The organism is Azospirillum lipoferum 4B (assembly GCF_000283655.1).
GTDB lineage: Bacteria > Pseudomonadota > Alphaproteobacteria > Azospirillales > Azospirillaceae > Azospirillum > Azospirillum lipoferum_C.
In genome coordinates this window covers 579955-602668 of record NC_016622.1, presented here as the reverse complement: position 1 = coordinate 602668, position 22714 = coordinate 579955, and the positions used below count along the sequence as shown (strand labels likewise).

The 22714-nt window shown below is 68.0% G+C and carries 21 protein-coding genes; 7 read left to right on the top strand and 14 right to left on the bottom strand.

All coding sequences use genetic code 11. From position 1 onward, the window contains the following. The first annotated feature begins 60 nt into the window (after positions 1-60). The gene (locus AZOLI_RS02755) at positions 61-2064 is read left to right on the top strand and encodes an ATP-binding protein (protein ID WP_244442505.1); all 2004 of its coding nucleotides are present in this window, start codon (positions 61-63) and stop codon (positions 2062-2064) included. Between the two features lie 16 nt (positions 2065-2080). Here AZOLI_RS02755 and AZOLI_RS02750 read toward each other — a convergent pair whose 3' ends face one another. The 11 genes from AZOLI_RS02750 to fdhD form a co-directional block, all read right to left on the bottom strand. Further along, positions 2081-2770 carry a class II aldolase/adducin family protein gene (locus AZOLI_RS02750; protein WP_014247051.1) on the bottom strand — a complete coding sequence of 230 codons (690 nt, stop codon included), beginning with the start codon at positions 2768-2770 and terminating at the stop codon, positions 2081-2083. A 279-nt stretch (positions 2771-3049) separates the two neighbouring features. Next, entirely contained in the window at positions 3050-4105 is a 1056-nt protein-coding gene (locus AZOLI_RS02745) for a formate dehydrogenase subunit gamma (protein WP_014247050.1), read from the bottom strand. A 25-nt stretch (positions 4106-4130) separates the two neighbouring features. Further along, on the bottom strand, positions 4131-4331 hold the full coding sequence (locus tag AZOLI_RS02740) for a hypothetical protein (RefSeq protein WP_014247049.1): 201 nt from the start codon (positions 4329-4331) through the stop codon (positions 4131-4133). Further along, positions 4328-5002: a formate dehydrogenase FDH3 subunit beta gene (fdh3B, locus tag AZOLI_RS02735; RefSeq protein WP_014247048.1), complete on the bottom strand. Its 675-nt coding sequence runs from the start codon at positions 5000-5002 to the stop codon at positions 4328-4330. Before fdh3B ends, AZOLI_RS02740 begins: the two co-directional genes overlap by 4 nt. A gap of 18 nt (positions 5003-5020) precedes the next feature. Next, positions 5021-7921: a formate dehydrogenase subunit alpha gene (locus tag AZOLI_RS02730; protein WP_014247047.1), complete on the bottom strand. Its 2901-nt coding sequence runs from the start codon at positions 7919-7921 to the stop codon at positions 5021-5023. 13 nt (positions 7922-7934) lie between these two features. Then, on the bottom strand, positions 7935-8123 hold the full coding sequence (locus tag AZOLI_RS02725; RefSeq protein WP_014247046.1) for a hypothetical protein: 189 nt from the start codon (positions 8121-8123) through the stop codon (positions 7935-7937). 80 nt (positions 8124-8203) lie between these two features. After that, positions 8204-8830 (bottom strand): TorD/DmsD family molecular chaperone, encoded by a 627-nt coding sequence (locus AZOLI_RS02720; RefSeq protein ID WP_014247045.1) that lies wholly within the window; start codon positions 8828-8830, stop codon positions 8204-8206. A 455-nt stretch (positions 8831-9285) separates the two neighbouring features. Further along, positions 9286-9831, bottom strand: a complete 546-nt coding sequence (locus AZOLI_RS02715; protein WP_014247044.1) for a DUF3306 domain-containing protein — start codon at positions 9829-9831, stop codon at positions 9286-9288. Continuing rightward, entirely contained in the window at positions 9828-10337 is a 510-nt protein-coding gene (locus tag AZOLI_RS02710; RefSeq protein WP_014247043.1) for a DUF3305 domain-containing protein, read from the bottom strand. The genes AZOLI_RS02715 and AZOLI_RS02710 overlap by 4 nt, the downstream gene beginning before the upstream one ends. Beyond that, positions 10337-10996 (bottom strand): molybdenum cofactor guanylyltransferase MobA, encoded by a 660-nt coding sequence (mobA, locus tag AZOLI_RS02705; RefSeq protein ID WP_014247042.1) that lies wholly within the window; start codon positions 10994-10996, stop codon positions 10337-10339. The genes AZOLI_RS02710 and mobA overlap by 1 nt, the downstream gene beginning before the upstream one ends. Next, a complete protein-coding gene (gene fdhD, locus AZOLI_RS02700) occupies positions 10986-11867 on the bottom strand; it encodes a formate dehydrogenase accessory sulfurtransferase FdhD (protein WP_014247041.1) in 882 nt (293 codons plus the stop codon). The genes mobA and fdhD overlap by 11 nt, the downstream gene beginning before the upstream one ends. 87 nt (positions 11868-11954) lie before the next feature. Here fdhD and AZOLI_RS02695 point away from each other — a divergent pair, with 87 nt between their 5' ends. Beyond that, the gene (locus AZOLI_RS02695) at positions 11955-12653 is read left to right on the top strand and encodes an ABC transporter permease (RefSeq protein WP_044549522.1); all 699 of its coding nucleotides are present in this window, start codon (positions 11955-11957) and stop codon (positions 12651-12653) included. Between the two features lie 121 nt (positions 12654-12774). Beyond that, the gene (locus AZOLI_RS02690) at positions 12775-13632 is read left to right on the top strand and encodes a substrate-binding domain-containing protein (protein ID WP_014247039.1); all 858 of its coding nucleotides are present in this window, start codon (positions 12775-12777) and stop codon (positions 13630-13632) included. Positions 13633-13723: 91 nt separating this feature from the next. Here AZOLI_RS02690 and AZOLI_RS02685 read toward each other — a convergent pair whose 3' ends face one another. Further along, entirely contained in the window at positions 13724-14005 is a 282-nt protein-coding gene (locus AZOLI_RS02685; RefSeq protein ID WP_014247038.1) for a type II toxin-antitoxin system ParD family antitoxin, read from the bottom strand. Positions 14006-14165: 160 nt separating this feature from the next. Here AZOLI_RS02685 and AZOLI_RS02680 point away from each other — a divergent pair, with 160 nt between their 5' ends. The 3 genes from AZOLI_RS02680 to AZOLI_RS02670 all read left to right on the top strand — a co-directional run bounded on the left by AZOLI_RS02680 (position 14166) and on the right by AZOLI_RS02670 (position 18703). Next, on the top strand, positions 14166-16220 hold the full coding sequence (locus tag AZOLI_RS02680; protein ID WP_014247037.1) for a 4Fe-4S dicluster domain-containing protein: 2055 nt from the start codon (positions 14166-14168) through the stop codon (positions 16218-16220). Between the two features lie 133 nt (positions 16221-16353). Next, positions 16354-17394, top strand: coding sequence for a GTP 3',8-cyclase MoaA (gene moaA, locus AZOLI_RS02675; protein ID WP_014247036.1), 1041 nt, complete (start codon positions 16354-16356; stop codon positions 17392-17394). A gap of 196 nt (positions 17395-17590) precedes the next feature. Then, positions 17591-18703, top strand: a complete 1113-nt coding sequence (locus AZOLI_RS02670; RefSeq protein ID WP_014247035.1) for a CaiB/BaiF CoA transferase family protein — start codon at positions 17591-17593, stop codon at positions 18701-18703. A 3-nt stretch (positions 18704-18706) separates the two neighbouring features. On the opposite strand, the gene AZOLI_RS02665 is transcribed toward AZOLI_RS02670, so the two are convergent. Both AZOLI_RS02665 and AZOLI_RS02660 read right to left on the bottom strand, forming a co-directional pair. Next, on the bottom strand, positions 18707-19870 hold the full coding sequence (locus tag AZOLI_RS02665) for a GNAT family N-acetyltransferase (protein WP_014247034.1): 1164 nt from the start codon (positions 19868-19870) through the stop codon (positions 18707-18709). Positions 19871-19958: 88 nt separating this feature from the next. Next, positions 19959-20426, bottom strand: coding sequence for a RidA family protein (locus AZOLI_RS02660; protein WP_014247033.1), 468 nt, complete (start codon positions 20424-20426; stop codon positions 19959-19961). Positions 20427-20791: 365 nt separating this feature from the next. Here AZOLI_RS02660 and AZOLI_RS02655 point away from each other — a divergent pair, with 365 nt between their 5' ends. After that, a complete protein-coding gene (locus AZOLI_RS02655; protein ID WP_014247032.1) occupies positions 20792-22651 on the top strand; it encodes a flagellin in 1860 nt (619 codons plus the stop codon). The last annotated feature ends 63 nt before the right edge of the window (positions 22652-22714 follow it).

Sequence of the window (22714 nt, the reverse complement as noted above, 5' to 3'; positions counted from 1 at the left end):
GTCGGTGTGAAGCGGAACGGCATTCTGTCCCGGAGCGGCCGCCGGACCCGATTCCGCGACATGACCGTGTCGGCCCGGGTCGGCACGGGCTTCGCCATCGCGCTCGGGCTGGTGGTCCTGCTGGCGCTGGTCGGGTTCGGCTGGTTCCATGCGGTATCGCGTGACATCGGCGCCTTCTCCGGCCGCGCCGACCTGTCCCAGGCGGCGGCGGACGCGGATGTCAGCCTGCGCGACCTGGAGGTCGCCGTGCGCGACCATCTGACCTACGGCGACGACCAAAGCCTGCTCGACGCCTCATGGCGGCACGACACGCTGCGCGAACGGCTCGACACTCTGTCCAAGGGCGCGGTGGAGATCGCCGACCGTCAGGGCGTCGACAAGGCCAAGTCGGCACTCGATGACTATTGGGCCGCGGTGCAGAAGGTCATCGCCCTGCGCAGCGACCGCAATGGCCAGATCACCGGCGTACTGGAACCGATGGTTGCCCAGACCCGCCAGAAGCTGGACCATCTCAAGAGCGCCGGCGGCGTCGATTCGACCGCCCTGGCCAGCGACGCGGCCATCGCCGTGCTGCTGATGCAGGACCATCTGACCCGCTTCATCGACCGCCGCGATCCGCAGGATGCCGAGGCGATGCGCGCCCAGCTGGCCGCCGCCCGCGACCGGCTGGCCGAAATGAACCGCTACCTGTGGGTTCCCGGCACGAAGCAGGCGATCGACGAGGTGGCGGCGCTGCTGTCCAAGGCCGGCGGCGTGCTGACCGCCATCGAAGCGGCGGTCGCCGAAGAAGACAGCCTGCGCGCCGAGGCGATGGCCGCCAATGCCGCCGGCATCGCCGCCAATCTGGGAGAGATCCGCCGCCGGGCGGAGGCCGGGACCCAGGCGCTGCGCAGCACGCTGACCGACGGGCTGTCGGGCTACACCAAGGTCGCCCTGTGGATCGGCGGCGCGGTCCTGCTGGCCGGGCTGCTGGCGCTCTGGCTGGTCCAGCGCAGCGTCGCGGCGCCGATGAAGACCATGGCGACCGCGGTGACGGCCCTGGCCGCCGGCCGCACCGACGTGACCCTGCCGACGCTGACCGGCCAGGACGACATCGCCGCCATGGCCCGCGCGGTGGAGGTCCTGCGCACCACCGCCGAGGACACCGAACGCGAGCGCCGCGAGGCGGAGATGGAGCATACCCGCCTGCTGCGCGAAAAGGCTTTGGCCGAGACTGCCAGCCGGGCCAAGAGCGATTTCCTGGTCAATATGGGCCAGGAACTGCACGGCCCCCTGACCGAGATCGTCAACGCCAGCCAGTCGCTGATGACCGATCTGCACCGGCTGGGCGTGGACGAGCTGGCTTCCGACGTCGAGCATATCCAATGGACCGGGGAGCAGCTGACCACCCTGGTCGACGCCCTGCTGGATTATGCGAAGATCGAAGCGGGGGCGATGGACGTCTGCCTGCAGGACTTCGACATCAACCGGCTGCTGACCGAGGCGCGCGAGCGTTCGATGCCCGCCGCTGATCTCTACGGCAACGCGCTGGAGCTGTCCGCCCCCGCCGGACTCGGGCAGATGCATTCCGACTTCACCAAGGTACGCCAGACGCTGCTGAACCTGCTCGACAATGCCTGCAAGTTCACGCAGGAGGGTACCGTCACCCTGTCGGCGGAGCGGGTGGAGCGGAACGGTGCCCGCTGGTATCGCTTTATCGTGACCGATACCGGCCGCGGTTTCCCCAGCGCGCAGACCGGGCGGCTGTTCCAGCCTTTCGTCCAGGGGGCCGGCAACGGCACCGTGGCGACCCGTGGGCAGGGCAAGCCGCGCGGCGCCGGACTGGGCCTGACGCTGGTCGGCCATTATACCGCGATGCTGGGCGGCGAGATCGAGGTGGCAAGCGAGCCCGGCCAGGGCACCCGCATCACCGTCGCCTTGCCCGCAATCTACGAAGCACCGGCGGAAGAACGCGCGCTGCAGGTGGAGGCGGTCGGGAATGCCAAGCCGCTTCTGCGGGTCGCCTCGCTGAAGCCGGCCGGCCATCTCGCCGGCAGCAACTCGATGACGCAGATCGGGCCGTAACCGGGACGTCGGATAATCAGGAGCGGGGACGCGCGGTGTCTTCCGGCGCGTCGCTGTCGTCGACCGGCTGGCCGTACTTCATCCGCCGCATCTTCTCCGCCACCCGTGCGATCTCGTCGGGCGGCAGGATCACCGGTTCGCCTAACTGCTGGGCGTAGAGATACTGGCGGGCCAGAGTCTCGACCTCCACGGCCAGGGACAGGGCGGATTGAACGCTGGTCCCCAGCACGATCATGCCGTGGTTGGCGAGCAGGCAGGCCAACCGCCCCTCCAGAGCCGTCAGGGCGTGGTCCGACAACTCCTGTGTGCCGAAGGTGGCGTAAGGGGCACAGCGGATCGAATCGCCACCGGCCAGGGCCACCATGTAATGGAAGGACGGGATGCCGCGGCCATGCACCGCAAGCGCGGTGGCGAAGGTCGGATGGGCATGGAGGACGACCGTCACGTCCGGCCGCGCCCGCAAGATGTCGCGATGGATCCGCCATTCCGAAGACGGCCGGCGGTTGCCCAGATAGGTGCCGTCGAGGCCCATCTCGACGATATCGTCCGGGGTCATGGCGTCATAGGGCATGCTGGTCGGCGTGACGAGGAAGCCACCCTCGACCCGGTGCGACAGGTTCCCCGACATGCCCTGATTGATGCCCAGCCGGTTCATGGCAAGGCAGCCGTCGATCACGGCCTGGCGTTCGGCGAGGTGGGTGGTCATGGCGGGCGCATCCGGGGTAGTGGGAGCGCCTAAGGGGCCATGGAGTTTGGTGAGGGTCAAGGGTTGTCCGCAGCCATCGGCGTTAGACCCCCACCTATCCTCTGCCGCTCTCAGCGGACCTATGGTCCGCCTGCCGCGTCAGCACAAAGCTCTGCTTTGTGCAAGAGCTGGGCGGGGGAGGGACTGCCGTCGCTCTCCCGCATCAGCACCAACCCCCTCCCCGCTCAGCGGGGGAGGGTTGGGGTGGGGGTCTAACGCCGACAGAAGAACGATCAGATCCTACTCCGCCGGCGTACCGTGGTGATGGCCGTGGCGCACCTTCTCGCCGGTGACTTCCTCGACCCACAGCGAATGGTGCTCGCGCGCCCATTGCAGTTCGACCTGACCGTCGCCCATGGCGGCGAAAGCGCCTTCCATGCCGACCGAGCCGATGTAGATGTGCGCCAGGATGATGGCGATCATGATGACGGCAATCGCGGCGTGGGCCAGTTGGTAGAGTTGCAGTTCCTCCAGCGTGGCGAAGCTCAAGGGGAAGATCAGCTGGACGCCGGTGAAGCCCAGCGCGGCGCCACCGACGACGGTGGACCAGAAGATGACCTTCTGACCGCCGTTGAACTTGTGCGCTGGCGGGTGGACGCCCTTGGAGAACAGGCCGCCCGCCTTCAGGAACCAGGTCAGGTCATGGCGGGACGGGATGTTGTGCCGGGCCCACATGACGAAGATCAGCGCCACGCCGACGATGAAGGCGAAGCCCAGGAAGTTGTGCGCCAGCTTGCCGTAATGGGTGAAGGCGGCGAAGGGCTCCGGCCCGATCAGCGGCAGCAGCGTGTAGCGGCCGTAGAGCACGTTCAGGCCGGAGATCGCGAGCACGACGAAGCTGCCGGCGGTCAGCCAGTGCACGCCACGCTCGAAGGCGTTGAAACGCTGGATGGTGCGGCCGGTCTTCTCGCCGTCGATGCGGATGCGCCCGCGGACCAGGAAGAACAGCACCAGCAGCGCCATGATGCCGGCGAGCACCCACGAGCCATACTCGCTGAGCGGCCCGTTGCGCACCGCGCGCCACGCCTCGCCTTCCGACTGGATCAGGACGCCGGCCTGCTTGTTGGGGATGGAGACGGTGCCCTGCTCGCCCAGACGGATGCCGTGCCAATCCTCCGCCACGCTCTTCCCAGGGACCTGGGTCGGCACCGGCGGCGCTTCGCGTTCGAGCTGCTGGCTGTTGGCCTGCTGATCGACCGGTCCGCCGACGCGGACGCTGGACTGGGCGGCGGCCGGCAGTGCCGCACCGGCGGCAAGGCCGATCCCGAGCAGCAGAGCGGCGACAGCCGATTTCATGCGATGACCTTCCATCGGACGCTCCCTATCGCACACCCTGATAGGCGGCACGCTGTTGCAGCGCGCGCACCTCGTCCGCGGTGCGCGGCGTGTCGGCCGCGCCCCGGTAGACGCCCTTGTCCAGATGGATCGGGCGCGGGGTCGCGTCCTCCTGGCACCCGGCCAGGAGGAGCGAAGCCCCGAACGCCAGCAGGACAGTGCGCGCGCCCACCATCGTCACCGTCACAGCCCCTGCTTCTGTACGGGCAGGCCGCCGGCAGCACCGGTGCCCTGGAACAGAGAGCCGCCGGACTGGCCGCGCTCCTCGCCGGACTTGGTCTGATAGGCGGTGCCCCAGCCCCAGGCGCCGGCCCCGAAGCCGCGGGCGGTCACGCGCTCGCGGTAGATGTCCGACACCTTGTCGGCGTCACCGGCCAGCAGCGCCTTGGTCGAGCACATCTCGGCGCAAAGCGGCAGCTTGCCTTCGGCCAGACGATTGCGGCCGTACTTCTTGAACTCGGCCTCCGAATTGTCGGCCTCCGGACCGCCCGAGCAGAAGGTGCACTTGTCCATCTTGCCGCGGGTGCCGAAGTTGCCGGCCTGCGGGTACTGCGGCGCGCCGAACGGGCAGGCGTAGAAGCAATAGCCGCAGCCGATGCACAGGTCCTTGTTGTGCAGGACCACGCCCTCGGCGGTCTGGTAGAAGCAGTCGACCGGGCAGACCGCCATGCAGGGCGCGTCGGAGCAATGCATGCAGGCGACCGAGATCGTCCGCTCCCCCGGCTTGCCGTCGTTGATGGTCACGACGCGGCGGCGGTTGATGCCCCAGGGAACCTCGTTCTCGTTCTTGCAGGCGGTGACGCAGGCGTTGCACTCGATGCAGCGCTCGGCGTCGCACAGGAATTTCATCCGGGCCATGGTTCAAACTCCCGCGCGTCAGGCCGCCTGGATGCGGCAAAGGGTGGTCTTGGTTTCCTGCATCTGGGTCACCGAATCGTAGCCGTAGGTGGTCGCCGTGTTGGCGGCCTCGCCCAGGACGATCGGGTCGGCCCCGGCCGGGTATTTGGAGCGCAGATCCTGCCCCTGATACACGCCGCCGAAATGGAAGGGCATGAAGGCGACGCCGCGGCCGACCCGTTCGGTCACCATGGCCTTGACCTTCACCTTGCCCTTCTCAGGGCCTTCCACCCACACCATCTGGCCGTCCTTGATGCCGGCGTTGTTGGCGTCGAACGGATTGATCTCGACGAACATGTCCTGCTGCAGCTCGGCCAGCCAGGGGTTGGAGCGCGTCTCGTCGCCGCCGCCCTCATACTCGACCAGACGGCCGGAGGTGAGGATGATCGGATACTCCTTCGACACGTCGCGGTCCTGGATGGACTTGTAGAGCGTCGGAACGCGCCAGGACTTGGTGTCCTTGTAGGTCGGGTAGCTGGCGACCAGATCGCGGCGCGGGGTGTAGAGCGGCTCGCGGTGGATCGGAACCGGGTCCGGGAAGTTCCAGGCGACGCAGCGCGCCTTGGCGTTGCCCGGCGGGTTCAGGCCGTGCTTGATCGCCACGCGCTGGATGCCGCCCGACAGGTCTGTGGTCCAGGACACGGTGCCGATCTTGTCGCCGCCGATCTTCTGGATGACCGCCAGTTCCTGTTCCGTCAGCTCCTTGTCGAAGCCCAGCTTCTGGAGCATCGCCATGGTGACTTCCGGATAGCCGTCCTTGATCTCCGACCCTTCCGGATAGGAGCCCTCGGCCAGCAGGGTCACGCCGTTGCGCTCGACGCCGAAGCGGGCGCGGAAGGCGCCGCCGCCCTCGGCCACCGGCAGCGAGGTGTCGTACAGGTTGGCCGTGCCCGGATGCTTCATCTCCGGCGTGCCCCAGCAGGGCCACGGCAGGCCGAAATACTCGCCGTCGCACGGGCCGCCGACGGCGCGCAGCGTCGTCTTGTCGAAGGTGGCCTGATGCTGCATGTGCAGCTTCAGACGCTCCGGCGACTGGCCGGTGTAGCCGACGGACCACATGCCGCGGTTCCACTCGCGGGTGATGTCCTCGATCACCGGGACATTGCCCTCGACCTTGATGTTCTTGAACAACGCCTCGGCGAAGCCGAACTTCTTCGCGAACAGATACATGATCTCATGGTCCACCTTCGATTCGAAGAGCGGCTCCATGATCTTGTCGGACCACTGGACGGAGCGGTTGGACGCGGTGCGCGACCCGACCGTCTCGAACTGGGTGGCGGCCGGCAGCAGGTAGAAGTTGTCCTTGCGGTCGGGCAGCACGGCGGTCATCGTCGGGAACGGATCGACGACGACCAGCAGCTCCAGCTTCTCCATCGCCTTCTTCATGTCGGGCAGACGGACCTGGCTGTTCGGCGCGTGGCCCCAGAAGACCATGCCCTTGACCGGGTTCGGCTGGTCCAGGTTCTCCTTGGCTTCCAGGACGCCGTCGAACCAACGGGACACCGGGATGCCGGTGGCCTCCATCAGCTTCTTGTCCTTGAAGCGGGCCAGCACCTCGTCATACGGCACATCCCAGACGCGCGCCCAGTGGCGCCACGCGCCCTCGGCCAAGCCGTAGTAGCCGGGCAGGCTGTCGGAGGTGACGCCGAAGTCGGTCGCGCCCTGCACGTTGTCGTGGCCGCGGAAGATGTTGGTGCCGCCGCCGGCCACGCCGACATTGCCCAGCGCCAGCTGCAGCACGCAATAGGCGCGGGTGTTGTTGTTGCCGATGTGGTGCTGGGTGCCGCCCATGCACCAGACCAGCGTGCCGGGACGGTGGGAAGCCAGCGTGCGGGCGACGCGCTTCAGCTGCGAGCCCGGAACGCCGGTGACCCGCTCCACCTCCTCGGGCGTCCACTTGGCGACCTCGGCGCGGATGTCGTCGAAGCCGTAGACGCGCTTGGCGATGTAGTCCTTGTCCTCCCAGCCGTTCTGCAGAACGTGCCAGAGGATGCCCCAGACCAGGGCCACGTCGGTACCGGGACGGAAGCGGATATACTCGTCGGCCTTGGCGGCGGTGCGGGTGAAACGCGGATCGGCGACGATCAGCGGCGCGTTGTTCTGCTCCTTCGCCTTCAGCACATGCATCATGGCGACGGGGTGCGCCTCGGCGGCGTTGGAGCCGATGAAGAACAGCGAGCGCGACTTCTGGATGTCGTTGTAGCTGTTCGTCATGGCGCCGTAGCCCCAGACGTTCGCCACGCCGGCCACGGTGGTGGAGTGGCAGATGCGCGCCTGATGGTCGACGTTGTTGGTGCCCCAGAAGGCCGCGAACTTGCGGAACAGATAGGCCTGCTCGTTGCTGTGCTTGGCCGAGCCGAGCCAGAACACCGAATCCGGGCCGGACTGCTCGCGGATCGACAGCAGCTTGGAGCCGACCTCCTCGATGGCCTGATCCCAGCTGATCCGGGTCCACTTGCCGTCGACCATCTTCATCGGATAGCGCAGGCGGCGGTCGCCGTGGGCGTGCTCGCGCACCGAGGCGCCCTTGGCGCAGTGCGCACCCAGGTTGATCGGGCTGTCGAAGCCGGGCTCCTGCCCGATCCAGACGCCGTTCTGCACCTCGGCCACCACGGTGCAGCCGACGGAGCAGTGGGTGCAGATCGACTTGACCTGCTTGACGGGCGCGCCGGCGACGGCCGCCGCGGTGGCGGCGTCGGCCTTCTTCACCATGCCGAACGGCATCGCGGAGGCGAGCGCGGCGCCGCCGGCGGCGATGCCGGAGCTGCGCAGGAAGGCGCGGCGGTCGACGGTGACGCCGGTGGCGGTCGCCAGCGTCTGCGTCAGGGTGCGGGCAAGGTGACGGCCGCCCGAGGTGGCCGAGCTTTTCTTGATGAGCATCGGGGCGTTCCTCTTAGAAGCGGCTCAGTTCGTAGACCCGACGGACATGGTCGGTCTCGCGGTAGCCGGTGGAGACGGTCTCCGCCGGGGCGGCCTCCGCGGTCCCGCCGGTGGCGGTCACCCCGGCGGCGACGGCGCCCAGCGCACCGACGCCCAGGCCGGCGACGCGAAACAGGTCGCGTCGGGCGAGCGCCTTGTCCATTTTCTGGGTATCCGTGTTCTGCTTGGCAGCTTCTGCTTTGGCTTTGACCGCGTTCCGCGTCATGGCTTCGCTCCTCACCTTTACGCCGCAAGGTCGAAGGCGCGAGCCTCGACCGCCAGAAAACTTCGTCCGACCGCACCGACCGCCCGGTAGAAGCGGGCCGACGGCGAGGTCTCCAAATCCGCAAAGAACCGCCCGGCCCAGGAGCCGACATGGCGGTCGAAGAATGCCCGCTGTGCCTCGAGATCGACCGTCCCGCCGTCCTCCGGCGCGAACTCGCCGCCGATCAGGCCGGCCATCATCTCGCACAGCGCTGCGATGTGATCCTCCGGCTCCCTCACGCCGTCGGCGCGGGCGATGCCCAGCCGCGCCATGTCGACGCGCAGCTCCGCCAGCGGCTTCTCGTTCAGGAATCCGGTCAGGTAGTAGGAGCCGTAGGGAGTGCGCTCGCTGCCGCCGACACCGATGAAGAGGGTGGTGAACTCCTCCTCCACCGCGGCGGGGTCACTGCCGCGCGCCGCTTCGGCCAGCTGGTTCAGCGCCGCGCCGAACTCGCCGCCCTCCCCCGCCACGCCGGCAAGCGCAGCCAGGAAGTCCGCGTCGGGCGCGCGCGACAGCAGGCGGGCCAGCAGGCCGTAGACCTGCGCACGCAGCAGTTCCTCCTCCGCGACCGCGGGGGAAACGGTATGATCGACGGCCCTGGACACGCGCCGCAAACTCCTCCCGGACACACAGACGGGGATGCCGGCGTCCGCGGTCTGACCGCGCGCCGTCCGTTGGCCCCGTCCGAAACCCCATTTGATGCACCTGCGAAAAGCCGTTGCCTTACAGTGGCTTAGCATTGCACAGGCAGATAATAGAAGGACTGAACCTATCCTTTTGTCAACTAAGGACGCGTCCGGAAGAGCAGACAAATGAAACTTTATCGCCGCGCTATGCTCGCGCTAACAGAGCGCCCCTGAGTTTCGAAGGGGTCCGATCCGACGCGACGATCCGTCGCAATTTGAGAGGGAAACTGCGAGGGGGAAGTGGGGATGTGCGCGGTGGCTTCCCCCTCTCCCCCCGGGGAGAGGGTCGGGGTGAGGGGGAGACACGGGGAGGATTATGGGACGATGGGGACTGCGCGCGGGATGATGAAGTTCCGCAACGCAGCCCCCTCACCCTAACCCTCTCCCCGGGGGGGAGAGGGGATTGACGGCTGGGGAGAGGGGGTGTCGCTTGCCACTGCAAGTTCGGCATCGGTGTTTGAAACAGGTGCGGGCCCCGCCCCTTCCGCCACCTCGTCCAGCATGTTCAAGAACCCCTCGCCGACACGGTAGAGGGTCTTCACCGGGACATTGCCGGTGAACAGGCTGGCGTAGTCGTCGGCGTAATCCTTCAACCCGTCGTCGTTGGCATAGATCGGGTCGGAGGTCCACAACTTGCGCAGAGCCTGCCGGTGCAGGTCCTCCGGCACCTCGGCGCGCAGGAAGGGGGTGAAGTCGGACTCGCCGGTCAGTTCCTCGATCGGCGGCAGGTCCTTCAGCGGATCGTCGGCTTCGCCATCCGCGTCCGGCAGCGCGGCGTCGGCCGGCAGCTCGTCGGCGACCGCGATGGGAAGTGCCGCGGCCTCCTCGACGGGCGGCGCAATCTCGACGGCCTCGGGTTCCGGCTTGACCGCCGTGCGTTTCAGGCGCGACCAGCGCGACAGGAAGGCTTCGCCGCTCATCGCCGCCGCTCATCCTTCTCGAAGTGGCGCTTGCGTTCGCGCTTGTGGAAGGGGACGTCGACATGGTGCTGCTCGACGAAGTCACGGACCAGCGCGATCACCTCCGCCGGCATCGGCACGGTCTCCACCACGTCGGCACCGACCTGATAGCCCTCCCCTTCATGGGCCGACGCGGTGACGGTGAAGGGCACCAGCTCCTCGCCATCGGGACCGGGGCGCATCACCACCCAAAGGCGCGGCGGGTCCTGCGACAGGTTCAGGCGGTAGCCTTCGGTGTCGGTGCGGAACAGCTCCAGCGTCAGGGTGGCGGCATGGCTGTGGGTCCAGCCCTCGCCCTCCATCAGGACGCGGCCGGGCGGGTCGACCGGGCCGGCGCCGGGGATGACCGACACCGGGCGCCAGCTCCACTCGGCCCAGGCGGTGACGCCGCGGCGCCGCTCCACCACGATGCCAAGCGGCATGGTCTCGATGCGTTCCAGCGATTGAATGCCAAGCGGTTCCGTCATCACAGGTTTCCCGACGCCAGCAGGCGTTCCGCCTCGGCCAGATCCTCCGGCCGGTTGGTGTTGAAGAAGGGATCCACAGAATTGGCCGGCTCGACGTCGAAATCGGCGATGGCCAGAGGGTAGCGGGCGGTCCAGGCATCGACTTTGCGGATGCCCTCCTCCACCATCGCCCGGCGCAGGTCGCCGGCCAGCCGGATCGGCCAGAGCCCGAAGACGGGATGCTCCTGCCCGCCGGACCGGGCGCAGGCGAGGTCGGCGCCCTCCCGCTCCAGCGCCGCCACCATACGGGTGACGAGATCGCGCGGGATGAAGGGCGCGTCGGTGGCGAAGCTGGCGACCCAGGCGACGCCGGGGGCGGTGCCGCGCATCCACTCCATGCCGGTCAGCACGCCGGCGAGCGGCCCGGCATAGCCCTCCACCACATCCGCCGCGACCGGCAGATGGAGATGGGCGAAGCGGGCCGGGTCGCCGTTGGCGTTCAAGACCAGCGGGCCGACCTGCGGCCGGACGGTGGCGACGATCCGCTCCAGGATGGATTGGCCGCCCAGCGGGCGCAGGCACTTGTCGCCGCCGCCCATCCGACGCGACAGGCCGCCGGCCAGCAGAACGCCGCCGATATCCCGATGCCCGATATCCCTGTGTGCAGTGTCAGTCGTCATCGCGGCTTCCCTTGCGTCCATGCCGGCGGTCCTCGTCCGCGGTCGCGGCCGTGTCGGCGTCGAAGACCAGCCGGTCGGTGCCGGCCAGCGCGATGAAGCGCTTGCCCTTGGCCCGGCCGACCAGCGTCAGGTTGGCCTGCCGCGCCAGCTGCACGCCCCAGGCGGTGAAGCCGGAGCGCGAGACCAGGATCGGAATGCCCATCTGCACCGTCTTGATCACCATCTCGGAAGTCAGGCGCCCGGTGGTGTAGAAAATCTTGTCCCCGGCCGGAATGCCGTTCAGGTGCATGTAACCGGCGACCTTGTCCACCGCGTTGTGGCGGCCGACATCCTCCATATAGATCAGCGGCCGGTCTTCCTGGCACAGCACGCAGCCATGGATGGCCCCGGCCTCCAGATACAGGCTGGGCTGCAGGTTGATCTGCCTGGACAGCGCGTAAATCCACGAGGTGCGGAGCCGGACGTCGGCGGGAAGGCTGATGGACTCGAAGGTCTCCATCACATCGCCGAAGGCGGTGCCCTGGGCGCAGCCGGAGGTCAGCGTCTTCTTCTTCAGCTTGGCCTCGAAATCGGTCGCGCGCTCGGTGCGGACGACGACGGTGTCCGTCTCCTCGTCCACATCGATGCCGGTGATGCGGTCGTCGCGCCGCAACATGTTCTGGTTCAGCAGATAGCCGACGGCCAGACAGTCGGGATAGTCGCCGATCGTCATCATGGTGACGATCTCCTGCCCGTTCAGGTACAGGGTCAGCGGCCGTTCCACCGTCACGGCGGTTTCGATCTCGCGGCCGTCCTGGTCCAGGCCGCGGACGCGCTCCGTCAGCTTGGGATCGGCCGGATCCGGCGCTATGGTGAAGATCTTAAGACTCATGATAGGGCTCATGCGCGCGAGTGTGGGCGAGCGCCGGTCTTCGGACAAGTCCCCGGCCCAAGCAATTTCATTTTTGATCTGGACCCGATGCACGATTTTTCCCAGGCCATGGCGCTGGCCGTCACCATGATCGCCACGCTGGACCCCGGGCTGGTGCAGATCGTCGGGCTGTCGCTGCGGGTCAGCCTGACCGCCGTCGCCGCCGCCACGCTGATCGGCCTGCCGCTGGGTGCCGCAGTCGCCGCGCTGAGCTTTCCCGGACGGCGTGTCGTCGCCATCCTGCTGAACACGCTGATGGGGCTGCCGCCGGTGGTGGTCGGGCTGGTGGTCTATCTGCTGCTGTCGCGCTCCGGCCCGTTCGGGGTGCTGGGGCTGCTGTTCACGCCGACCGCGATGATCGTCGCCCAGACGGTGATGATCGTGCCGATCGTCGCCTCGCTGTCCCGCCAGACGGTGGAGGATCTGCTGGTCGAGTATGACGACCTGCTGCGCGTCACCGGCGCCGGGCCGTTCCGGCGGCTGGCGACCCTGCTGTCGGAAGCGCGCTGGAGCCTCGTCACCACCGTGCTGGCCGGCTTCGGCCGCGCGTCGGCGGAGGTCGGGGCGGTGATGATCGTCGGTGGCAACATCGAGCATGTCACCCGCGTCATGACCACCGCCATCGCGCTGGAGACCAGCAAGGGCGACCTGCCGATGGCGCTGGCGCTCGGCCTCGTCCTGATGACCCTGTCGCTGGCCGTCAACCTCGCCGCATCCCTGCTGAAGGAGACGGGCGAACGGGCCTGACCCCGCGAAACCGCATTTTCCGGTATGCGGCAAAATCGACGGAAGCTTGGCAAGCCTTTGCAAGGACGGCCGGTCTGCGCTATGCCATTCAGGCAACAACGCCTGTTGGAGGAGTGACGCGATGCTGCGCCGTTCGTTCGTGCTGGGGGTCGCCGCCGCCGCGGCCCTGACCGGCCTGATCCAGACCGCCATCCCGTCGGCCGCATCCGCCGCCGACCGTTTCATCACCGTGGCCTCCACCACCTCGACCGAGGATTCGGGGCTGTTCGGCTCCATCCTGCCGAAATTCACCGCCAAGACGGGGATCGAGGTGCGGGTCGTCGCCAAGGGAACCGGCCAGGCCATCGACCTCGCCAAGCGCGGCGATGCCGACGTGCTGTTCGTCCACCACAAGCCGTCGGAAGAGAAGTTCGTCGCCGAAGGCTTCTCCACCCTGCGCAAGCCGGTGATGTACAACGACTTCGTCATCGTCGGCCCGGCCGCCGACCCCGCCGGTATCAAGGGCGGCAAGGATGTCGCCGCCGCCCTGTCCAAGATCGCCGCCGCCAAGGCCCCCTTCGTGTCGCGCGGCGACGACAGCGGCACGCACAAGGCCGAACTCGCGCTGTGGAAGACCGCCAGCCTCGACCCGGCCAAGGCGGAGCCCAAGGAAAGCTGGTACCGCTCCATCGGCCAGGGCATGGGCCCGACGCTGAACACCGCCGCGGCGATGAACGGCTACACCCTGACCGACCGCGGCACCTGGCTGAACTTCAAGAACCGCGGCCCGCTGACCGTGCTGGTGGAGGGCGACAAGCGCCTGTTCAACCAGTATGGCGCCATGCTGGTCAACCCGGCCAAATTCGCCCACGTCAAGGCTGCCGACGGGCAGGCCTTCGTCGACTGGCTGGTCTCGGCCGAGGGCCAGAAGGCCATCGCCGACTACACCATCAACGGCGAGCAGCTGTTCTTCCCCAACGCCAACGAGCCGGGGGCGTAAGACGCGGACAGAACGCCGGCGGTCACATCCACAGACCACCGGCCGGCGTCAGCAGAACGGGTTCCATGCGGCGCCAGGGTGTATAGGCCGCTCACCGCTGCTCCGGACCGCCCTTTGCCTGCCGGCGCGCGGCAATCCGCTCCTTCGACAGGCGCCGGGCCTCATCCGGGGCGATCCCCTCTCCGCGGTCCAACTGGCCGATGGCGTCGCCGATGTCCCGGTTCAGCCGCTCCAACGCACGCCCATTGGCATCGTCGATGCGGAAATACAGGCGCAGCGCCTCGCGCATCACCTCGCTGGCCGAACCGTACAGGCCGCTTGCCACGCGCTCTTCGATCCGCCGTTCCAGTTCGGGGGTAAGGGATACGTTCATCGTCCGCCTCCGGATAGCCAACGATAGCAAAGCTTGTTATCGCGGAAATCGGCGACAACTCGGTCCCGATAAGATTCCCGTTCCCATCGCGCTGCATTCCCCCATATGAGTGTCCTTAGGCCAGGGGCGTCAGCCCCAAGCGACAGGAGTTTTTGGGACGATGAAGATCGGCGATCGGACGGTGCTCGTCTGCGACTGTGCGCACAGCATCGCGCTGGACGGTGCGGCGCTGGGCAAGGCTTGCGGCGACGGCAGCGCCGTAACCGTGCATACCCAGCTGTGCCGGGCGCAGCTCGACCGCTTCGAGAAGGCGGTTGCCAACGGCCAGCCGCTGCTGGTCGCCTGCACGCAGGAAGCACCGCTGTTCAGCGAGGTTGCGGCGGAGGTGGCGCCGGACACAGCGCTGACCTTCACCAACATCCGCGAGCGCGCCGGCTGGTCGGACGAGGGCGCCCAGGCGCTGCCGAAGATCGCGGCCCTGCTGGCCGAGGCCGCCTTGCCGATCCCGCCGACCGGCGCCCTGACCCTGACCTCCCAGGGCACCTGTCTGGTCTACGGCACCGACGAACGCGCCATCGAGGCCGGGCGGCAGCTGGCGAAGCATCTGGATGTCACAATCCTGCTGACCAACCCCAAGGACATCGCGCCGCCGCAGATGATGGACGTCGCGATCTTCCGCGGCCGCATCCGCAGCGGGCGCGGTTGGGTCGGCGCCTTCGAGATCGTGGTGGACGATTATGCCCCGGCATTGCCCTCCTCGCGCGGAACGCTGGGGTTCGAGCCGGTGCGGCAGGGGGCGTCGGCCCGCTGCGACCTGATCCTCGACCTGACCGGCGGGACGCCGCTGTTCCCCGACCACAAGCGCCGCGACGGCTATATCCGCCCCGATCCCGACAGCCCGGTGGATGTGGCGAAAGCCCTGCTGGAGATCGCCGATCTGGTCGGCGAGTTCGAGAAGCCGCGCTTCGTCGACTTCAAGGCCGATCTCTGCGCCCATTCGCGCAGCCGCAAGACCGGTTGCACCCGCTGCCTCGACGTCTGTCCAACCGGCGCGGTGACGCCGAACGGCGACCATGTGGCCATCGACCCGCATGTCTGCGCCGGCTGCGGATCCTGCGCCGCGGTCTGCCCGACCGGGGCCGCCACCTACGCCCTGCCGCCGGCCATCACCGTGTATGAGCGGCTGCGCACGCTGCTGACCACCTACCGCAAGGCCGGCGGCGTCGCCCCGGCGCTGCTGATCCACGACCCGCGCCATGGCGACGAACTGGTCGGCATGATGTCCCGGCACGGCCGCGGCCTGCCGGCCCGCGTGCTGCCCTTCGCCCTGCACGAGGTGACGCAGGTCGGCTTCGACCTGTTCGCGCTGGCGCTCGCCTATGGCTGCACCCATGTCCGCGTCCTGACCGGGCCGGAGAATGAGGGGGAGACCGCCGGGCTGGCCTCGCAGGTCGGGCTGGCGGAGGCCGCCTTCAGCGGTCTCGGCTACGGCTCCGGCCGGGTGGCGGTGATCGACGCCGCCGACCCCGACGCGGTGGCGGACGAGCTTTGGGCCCTGCCGGCCGACCCGGTCGAGGCCGGGATGTTCCTGCCGATGGGGCCGAAGCGCACCGTGACCATGCTGGCGCTGCGCCACCTGCACAAGGTCGCCCCCGCCCCGGTGGAGGTGCTGCCGCTGCCGCCGGGCGCCCCCTTCGGCCGGGTGTCGGTGGATGTGGAGGGCTGCACGCTCTGCCTGTCCTGCGTCGGCGCCTGCCCCACCGGGGCGCTGCTCGACAATGCCGACAAGCCGATGCTGTCCTTCGCCCAGGATGCCTGCGTGCAGTGCGGCCTGTGCAAGACCACCTGTCCGGAGAAGGTCATCTCCCTGGTGCCGGAGATCGATTTCCGCGACCGGGCGCGCGGTGCGGCGGTGATCAAGGAGGAGGAGCCCTTCTGCTGCGTCTCCTGCGGCAAGCCCTTCGCCGCCAAGTCGGCGATCGAGAAGATCGTGACGACGCTGGCGGGCAAGCATTCGATGTTCGCGACGCCGGAGGCCGCCAACCGCATCCGCATGTGCGAGGACTGCCGCGTCCGCGACCAGTTCGAGCGCGGCAACGACCCCTTCGCCCTGGGCCGCCCGCCGATGCCCCGCACCACCGACGACGACCTGCGCGAACGCGAGGAAGCTCAGCGGGAAGCACAACTGGCGGCCGTGCGACAAAAGCTTATGTGACGCCGGGAACTCTTGATCGCCGTCAAAGTCGGCATACCGTGATGTGGAATACGCTCCTGCGATCGTTGCGCATCGTATGTGTAGCGAACATATACTGTGGCGGCCCGCCAGCGGCCGCCCGTGGAGTCCACCGATGATCGATCCCGTGTCCGAAGCCCAATCGCCAGCCGCCACCGCCCCGCTGATCGACCCGTTCGGCCGGAAGGTGGAGTATCTGCGCGTGTCGGTGACCGACCGCTGCGACCTTCGCTGCGTCTATTGCATGGCGGAGGACATGAGCTTCCTGCCCAAGGCGGAGGTGCTGACGCTGGAGGAGCTGGACCGGCTGTGCAGCGCCTTCGTGAAGCTGGGCACGCGCAAGCTGCGGCTGACCGGCGGCGAGCCGCTGGTGCGGCGCGACGTGATGCGGCTGATCCGCTCGCTCGGCCGCCACATCCAGTCGGGCGACCTGGACGAGCTGACGCTGACCACCAACGGCACCATGCTGTTCAAGCATGCGGCCGGGCTGTACGAGGCGGGGGTGCGGCGGATCAACGTGTCGCTCGACACGCTGGACCCGCACAAGTTCCAGGCCATCACCCGCTGGGGCAAGCTGGACAAGATCCTGGGCGGCATCCAGGCGGCCAAGGACGCCGGGCTGAAGATCAAGATCAACACGGTGGCGCTGAAGGGCGTCAACGACGACGAGGTCCACCGGCTGGTGGCCTGGTGCGGCGAGCAGGGCTTCGACCTGACCTTCATCGAGGTGATGCCGATGGGCGACATCGGCGAGGGTGCCCGCATGGACCAGTATTGGCCGCTGACCATGCTGAAGGCGGAGTTGCAGAAGCGCTGGACCCTGACCGAGAGCGACCACCGCACCGGCGGCCCCGCCCGTTATGTGCGGGTGGAGGAGACCGGCCAGCGCGTCGGCTTCATCACGCCGCTGACCCATAACTTCTGCGAAAGCTGCAACCGCGTGCGGCTGACCTGCACCGGCACGCTGTACATGTGCCTGGGCCAGGAGGACGCCGCCGACCTGCGCACGCCGCTGCGCATCAGCGACGAGGACGGCCCGCTGATCGACGCGGTGCGCGAGGCCATCACCCGCAAGCCCAAGGGCCACGACTTCATCATCGACCGCCGCCACCAGGGTCCGGCCGTCGGGCGGCATATGAGCGTGACGGGGGGGTGAGGGTTCAGGCAGCGTGAGGCCGCTCGCTTCGATGCCCCCTCCCTAACCCTCCCCCTCTTCGAGGGAGAGGGAACTGCCGCGGTCCTTTGCTGAACTCCCGCAAAGCTCCTGCCCCCTCCACCGCAAAGCGGGAGAGGGATGGGGAGGGGGCATCGCATGCAAAAGTCTCCACCACCAACCAAGAGCGAGCACCGCCATGCCCCTGCCCTTCCTGACCGGACTGCGCGTCGTCGACCTCGGCCAGTATCTGCCGGGACCGCATGCGGCCCAGCTGTTGGGCGACCTGGGCGCCACGGTGGTGAAGGTGGAGCCGCCGGCGGGCGATCCGCTGCGCCGACTGGGTCCCACCGACAGCGACGGCACCACCGCCGCCTACAAGCTGCTGAACGCCGGCAAGACCGTCATCCGCCTCGACCTGAAGTCGACGGAGGGGCGCAAGGCACTAGAAGAGCTGTTGGCGAAGGCCGATGCGCTGATCGAGAGCTACCGGCCGGGCGTGATGGACAAGCTGGGTCTGGGGCGCGAGCGGCTGCGGCAGCTCAATCCGCGCTTGGTGCATGCCAGCCTGTCCGGCTGGGGCTATGACGGCCCCTATGCCACGCGGGCCGGGCACGACCTGAACTACATGGCAGTCGGCGGCGGGCTGGACGCCTCCGGACTGCCGGACCGGCCGGTCATCAGCTACCTGCCGGTGGCCGACTTCGCGTCCGCCCAGCAGACGGCGCTGGCGGTGGCCGGCGCGCTGTTCGGGCGGGAACGGTCGGGACAGGGCTGCTTCCTCGACCTGTCGATCATGGAAACGGTGCTGGGCTGGCAGGGGCTGAACCTGACCGCGGCGGCGCGCGGCACCATGCCGAAACGCGCCGAGGCGCTGCTGTCGGGCGGGGCTGCCTGCTACCGCATCTACCGCACCGCAGACGGACGTTTCGCCACCCTGTCGGCGCTGGAGCCCAAGTTCTGGCAGGGCTTCTGCGAGGCGGTCGGCCGCCCCGACTGGATCGCCCGGCAGGAGGATCCCCTGCCCCAGACCGCCCTGACGGCGGAGCTGGAGGCGCTGTTCGCGACGCGGACGCTGACGGAGTGGAAGGCCCTGCTCGACCCGGTCGACTGCTGTTTCGAGGCTCTGCCCGAACTGGCGGAAGTCCACGCCCATCCTCACGTCGCCGCACGCGGGCAGGTCCGCGTCACGGAGGGACCGGAGCCGCTGGTCGAAACGCTGATGGGCCTGCGCGTCGACGGCGCCCCGCCGCCGGAGCGTGCGCCCTTGCGGGAAAGCGATGCCGCCGCGGTGCTGGCCGGCTGGGCGTAGCGCTCAGCCCTCCCGCCGGTAAGGCGACAGCTCCTCGCCCAGCGCTTCGATCTCCGCCTGCACCGCCGGGCGCTCCTGAGCCAGATAGCGGTCCACGGCGCGGCGGAAGCCGGGATCGGCGATCCAGTGGGCGCTGTAGGTCGGCACCGGCAGATAGCCGCGCTGGATCTTGTGTTCTCCCTGCGCACCCGCTTCGACGCGCGCCAGCCCGCGTTCGATGGCGAAATCCAGCGCGCGGTAATAGCACGCCTCGAAATGCAGGAAGCGGTAGCGCCCGTCCGAACCCCAGTTGCGGCCGTACAGCGCATCGTCGCCCAGCAGGTTCAGCGCGCCCGCCACCCACTCCCCGCCATCCTCGCACATCACCAGAACCACCCGGTCGGCCATCGTCTCGCCCAGCAGCTGGAAGAAGCGGCGGTTGAGATAGCCGCCGCCCCATTTGCGGTCGGTGGTGTCCAGGTAGAAGCGGTGGAAGGCGTCCCAATGCTCCGGCTTCAGATCGCCGCCGGTCAGGGTGTGCAGGCGGACGCTGCTGTCGGCGACCTCGCGCCGCTCCTTGCGGATCGCCTTGCGCTTGCGGGAGTTCAGCGCCTCCAGGAATTCGTCGAAGCTGCCATAGCCGCGGTTGTGCCAATGGTACTGCACGCCGGTCCGCTGCAGCCAGCCGGCCTTGCCCAGCCGGTCCCAATCCGCGCGCTCGGGAAAGGTGACGTGGGCAGAGGAGACGCCGTAGCGTTCCGCCACCTGCTCCAACGCCGCGACCAGCGCATCGGCGACCGCATCGGCCTGCGGCCCCGGCGCCACCAGCAGCCGGGGGCCCGGCACCGGCGTGAAGGGAACCGCCACCTGCAGCTTGGGGTAATAGCTGCCGCCGGCCCGCTCATAGGCGTTGGCCCAGGCATGGTCGAAGACGTATTCGCCGTAGGAGTGGCTCTTCAGATAGGCGGGCACTGCGCCCACCATCCGGCCGGAGCCGTCATAGGCGGCGAGATGGCTGGGCTGCCAGCCGGACTTCCCGGCCGCCGAACCCGAGTCCTCCAGCGCCAGGAGGAAGGCGTGGGACAGGAACGGGTTGCCGGAACCGGCGCAGGCGTCCCAGCCCTGCTGGTCCGCCTCGCCGATTCCGGTCAGAACCTTGAAGGTGATGGCATCGTTGCCGTCGGGCATTCATGCGTCTCCCTGAACCGATGGCAAGGAGGTAAGCCCGATGCCGTGTTGCGGCAAGGCGCTGCCGTCAGGGCTGTCGTGAAGCGGATCAGGCCACTTCCAGGATGGCGTCGACCTCGACCGCGACGTTGCCGGGCAGCGACGGGGCGCCGACCGCGGCGCGGGCATGCTGGCCGGCCTCGCCGAAGACATCGCGCATCAGTTCCGAAGCGCCGTTGATCACCAGCGGATGATCGTGGAAGTCCGGGCCGGAGTTGACGAAGCCGCCCAGCCGCAGCACGCGGGTGACGCGGTCCAGGTCGCCGCCCAGAGCGGCCCTGGCCTGGGCCAGGATGTTCAGCGCGCACAGGCGTGCGGCTTCCTTGCCCTGCTCCACCGTGAAATCCTGGCCGACCTTGCCGACGAACTTGCGCTCGCCGTTCCAGACGGTGACCTGACCCGAGATGTAGAGGGTATTGCCCGAACGGGTGTAGGGCACATAGGCCGCCACCGGGGCGGCAGCCTGCGGCAATTCGATGCCCAGCTCCGCCAGGCGCGCGTCGATCCGACCGGTCATGATGCTTCTCCCTTCCCTGCTGTGGCCCGAATGGGGCCATGCGTTCGATGTTTGGGACGCGGTTTGGAGCCAGACCATAGCCGCGTCTGCAAGGCGGTGGGAAGATTCTTACCGCCGGCCACATCGGCAGAACCGTCCGTCACCGGCAAAAGATTCCGGGAATCTTTTTCGGGCCTCCCGCCGGCCGGGGCCGTCCCAACCCTGCCCTTTTTGCCGGCCTATTTTTATTTCATAAGCAGATCAGTGACTTATGGCACATCACTGCAGTTGGCACGGCGCTTGAAACAGTGGTGTCAGGAAAACGCACGTTGCCTCGCCGGTCAAATGACCGAGGGCGGGGACAGCCTCAGAAGGAGACTAGGACCATGGCCGGAAATGTGACCCTGACCGCCTCGATGCGCACGAACCTGCTGCAGCTGCAGAACACGCAGTCGCAAATCGACAAGAAGCAGAACATCCTGTCGACGGGCAACAAGATCAACTCGGCTCTGGATGGTCCCACCTCCTTCTTCGCCGCCAAGGGCCTGAACCAGCGCGCCGGCGACCTGACCTCGCTGAAGGACGCGATGGGTCAGTCGATCAGCACGATCCAGGCCGCCGACAAGGGCCTGACCTCGATCGATGCCATGGTCGACCAGGCCAAGGGCCTGACCACCGCGGCCTACGCCGCCCTGGGCAACGACGCCGCCTCCGTGGCCACCCGCAAGTCGCTGGCCGCCCAGTTCAACACACTGAAGAACCAGATCGACAAGCTGGCCGCCGACAGCGGCTATCAGGGCAAGAACCTGATCAACGGCAACGGCATGAGCATGGACAGCACCAGCGAGTCCCGTGCCGCCGTCAACACCATCGTCGGCGTCGACAACGCCCGCGTCACCAACGTCATCGCCCCCGACACCTATGCGATCCGCATCAAGGGTGACGGTTCGGTCGAAGGCAAGGCCGCCGACATCGCCAAGGCCGAGAATGCGCACGGCTTCGTCGGCCTGAAGCTGTCGGGCACGATGTCCAGCACGCTGGGCAGCTTCTCCGACGTCCAGATCGAAGTCCGCGGCGCCAACGGCCGCACCCGCGACTTCATCGTGACGGACGGGAACGAGAGCCGCACCATCTCCTACTTCGACAACACGCAGACGACCAGCACCAAGCTGCAGACCGCCGGCACCTCCAGCGTCGCTCAGGTCTCCACGGTGAACGTCAGCGGCACCATCGAAGAAGGCGACATCTTCTCGATCACCGTCGAAGGCCAGACCTTCAGCTACACCGCGACCTCCGGCGACGTGGCCACCGGCCAGACCGCCTCCGTCAACGTCGCAACCCGGCTGCAGGCCTCGATCAGCACCGCCATCACCAGCGGCCGCCTGCAGGGCAAGGACGTCGCCTCCGCCTCGATCGGCACCGGCGGCACGATCACCCTGACCGGCGCGACGCCGGGCGGCACGACCCGCGACTTCACCGTGACTTCCAGCACGACCAACGCGCTGACCAAGAAGATCTCGGAAAGCTTCGCGTCGGGCACGGTGGTGACCTTCACCGTCGACCGCCAACTGCTGGAATCGGCGAACAACCAGGGCAACGGCATCTCGGTCATCGAAAAGAAGGTCGACCTGCAGATCCAGGTCACCAACTCCAACGGCGCCCAGGTCACCCGCGACGCCATGAACGACCGCGGCGACGGCAAGCTCTCCGGAGGCGAACAGTCCTTCACCTTCGACACCGGCACCGTGCGCATGGCCGTCGATGCCACGAAGATCAAGCAGGCGGCCTCGGCCAACTGCTCGGCCAACATCGTCACCAAGCAGATTTCCGACGCCAACACGTCGAACGACATCACGGTCCAGTTGAACGAGCGCAACACCAACTCGATCACCGTGACCGCGGTCAACCTGTCGACCAGCGGCCAGGGCCTGAGGCTGGACGGTGCGCAGAACGACTGGATGGACCGCGCCGACATCGACAAGGCGGTGGCCGGCCTGGATCACGCCAAGGCTTCGATCCGCTCCGCGTCGCAGCAGCTGTCGACCAACCTGAACATCATCACGACCCGCGAGAGCTTCACCAAGGAGTTCAGCGACGTGCTGACGGAAGGCGCCAGCAAGCTGACGCTGGCCGACCAGAACGAGGAAGGCGCCAGCCTGCTGATGCTGCAGACCCGTCAGCAGCTCGGCACCATCGCACTCTCGCTGGCCAACCAGTCGCAGCAGTCGATCCTGCGTCTGTTCTAAGCCGGACCAGGGACGGACACACGAAAAGGGGCGCTCCCGCCGGGGCGCCCCTTTTCGATTCGG

Coding starts and splice junctions, on each gene's coding strand:
- AZOLI_RS02755 (WP_244442505.1), top strand. CDS start 61: ATGACCGTGTCGGCCCGGGTCGGCACGGGCTTCGCCATCGCGCTCGGG.
- AZOLI_RS02750 (WP_014247051.1), bottom strand. CDS start 2,770: ATGACCACCCACCTCGCCGAACGCCAGGCCGTGATCGACGGCTGCCTT.
- AZOLI_RS02745 (WP_014247050.1), bottom strand. CDS start 4,105: ATGAAATCGGCTGTCGCCGCTCTGCTGCTCGGGATCGGCCTTGCCGCC.
- fdh3B (WP_014247048.1), bottom strand. CDS start 5,002: ATGGCCCGGATGAAATTCCTGTGCGACGCCGAGCGCTGCATCGAGTGC.
- AZOLI_RS02730 (WP_014247047.1), bottom strand. CDS start 7,921: ATGCTCATCAAGAAAAGCTCGGCCACCTCGGGCGGCCGTCACCTTGCC.
- AZOLI_RS02725 (WP_014247046.1), bottom strand. CDS start 8,123: ATGGACAAGGCGCTCGCCCGACGCGACCTGTTTCGCGTCGCCGGCCTG.
- AZOLI_RS02715 (WP_014247044.1), bottom strand. CDS start 9,831: ATGAGCGGCGAAGCCTTCCTGTCGCGCTGGTCGCGCCTGAAACGCACG.
- AZOLI_RS02710 (WP_014247043.1), bottom strand. CDS start 10,337: ATGACGGAACCGCTTGGCATTCAATCGCTGGAACGCATCGAGACCATG.
- mobA (WP_014247042.1), bottom strand. CDS start 10,996: ATGACGACTGACACTGCACACAGGGATATCGGGCATCGGGATATCGGC.
- fdhD (WP_014247041.1), bottom strand. CDS start 11,867: ATGAGTCTTAAGATCTTCACCATAGCGCCGGATCCGGCCGATCCCAAG.
- AZOLI_RS02695 (WP_044549522.1), top strand. CDS start 11,955: ATGCACGATTTTTCCCAGGCCATGGCGCTGGCCGTCACCATGATCGCC.
- AZOLI_RS02690 (WP_014247039.1), top strand. CDS start 12,775: ATGCTGCGCCGTTCGTTCGTGCTGGGGGTCGCCGCCGCCGCGGCCCTG.
- AZOLI_RS02685 (WP_014247038.1), bottom strand. CDS start 14,005: ATGAACGTATCCCTTACCCCCGAACTGGAACGGCGGATCGAAGAGCGC.
- AZOLI_RS02680 (WP_014247037.1), top strand. CDS start 14,166: ATGAAGATCGGCGATCGGACGGTGCTCGTCTGCGACTGTGCGCACAGC.
- moaA (WP_014247036.1), top strand. CDS start 16,354: ATGATCGATCCCGTGTCCGAAGCCCAATCGCCAGCCGCCACCGCCCCG.
- AZOLI_RS02670 (WP_014247035.1), top strand. CDS start 17,591: ATGCCCCTGCCCTTCCTGACCGGACTGCGCGTCGTCGACCTCGGCCAG.
- AZOLI_RS02665 (WP_014247034.1), bottom strand. CDS start 19,870: ATGCCCGACGGCAACGATGCCATCACCTTCAAGGTTCTGACCGGAATC.
- AZOLI_RS02660 (WP_014247033.1), bottom strand. CDS start 20,426: ATGACCGGTCGGATCGACGCGCGCCTGGCGGAGCTGGGCATCGAATTG.
- AZOLI_RS02655 (WP_014247032.1), top strand. CDS start 20,792: ATGGCCGGAAATGTGACCCTGACCGCCTCGATGCGCACGAACCTGCTG.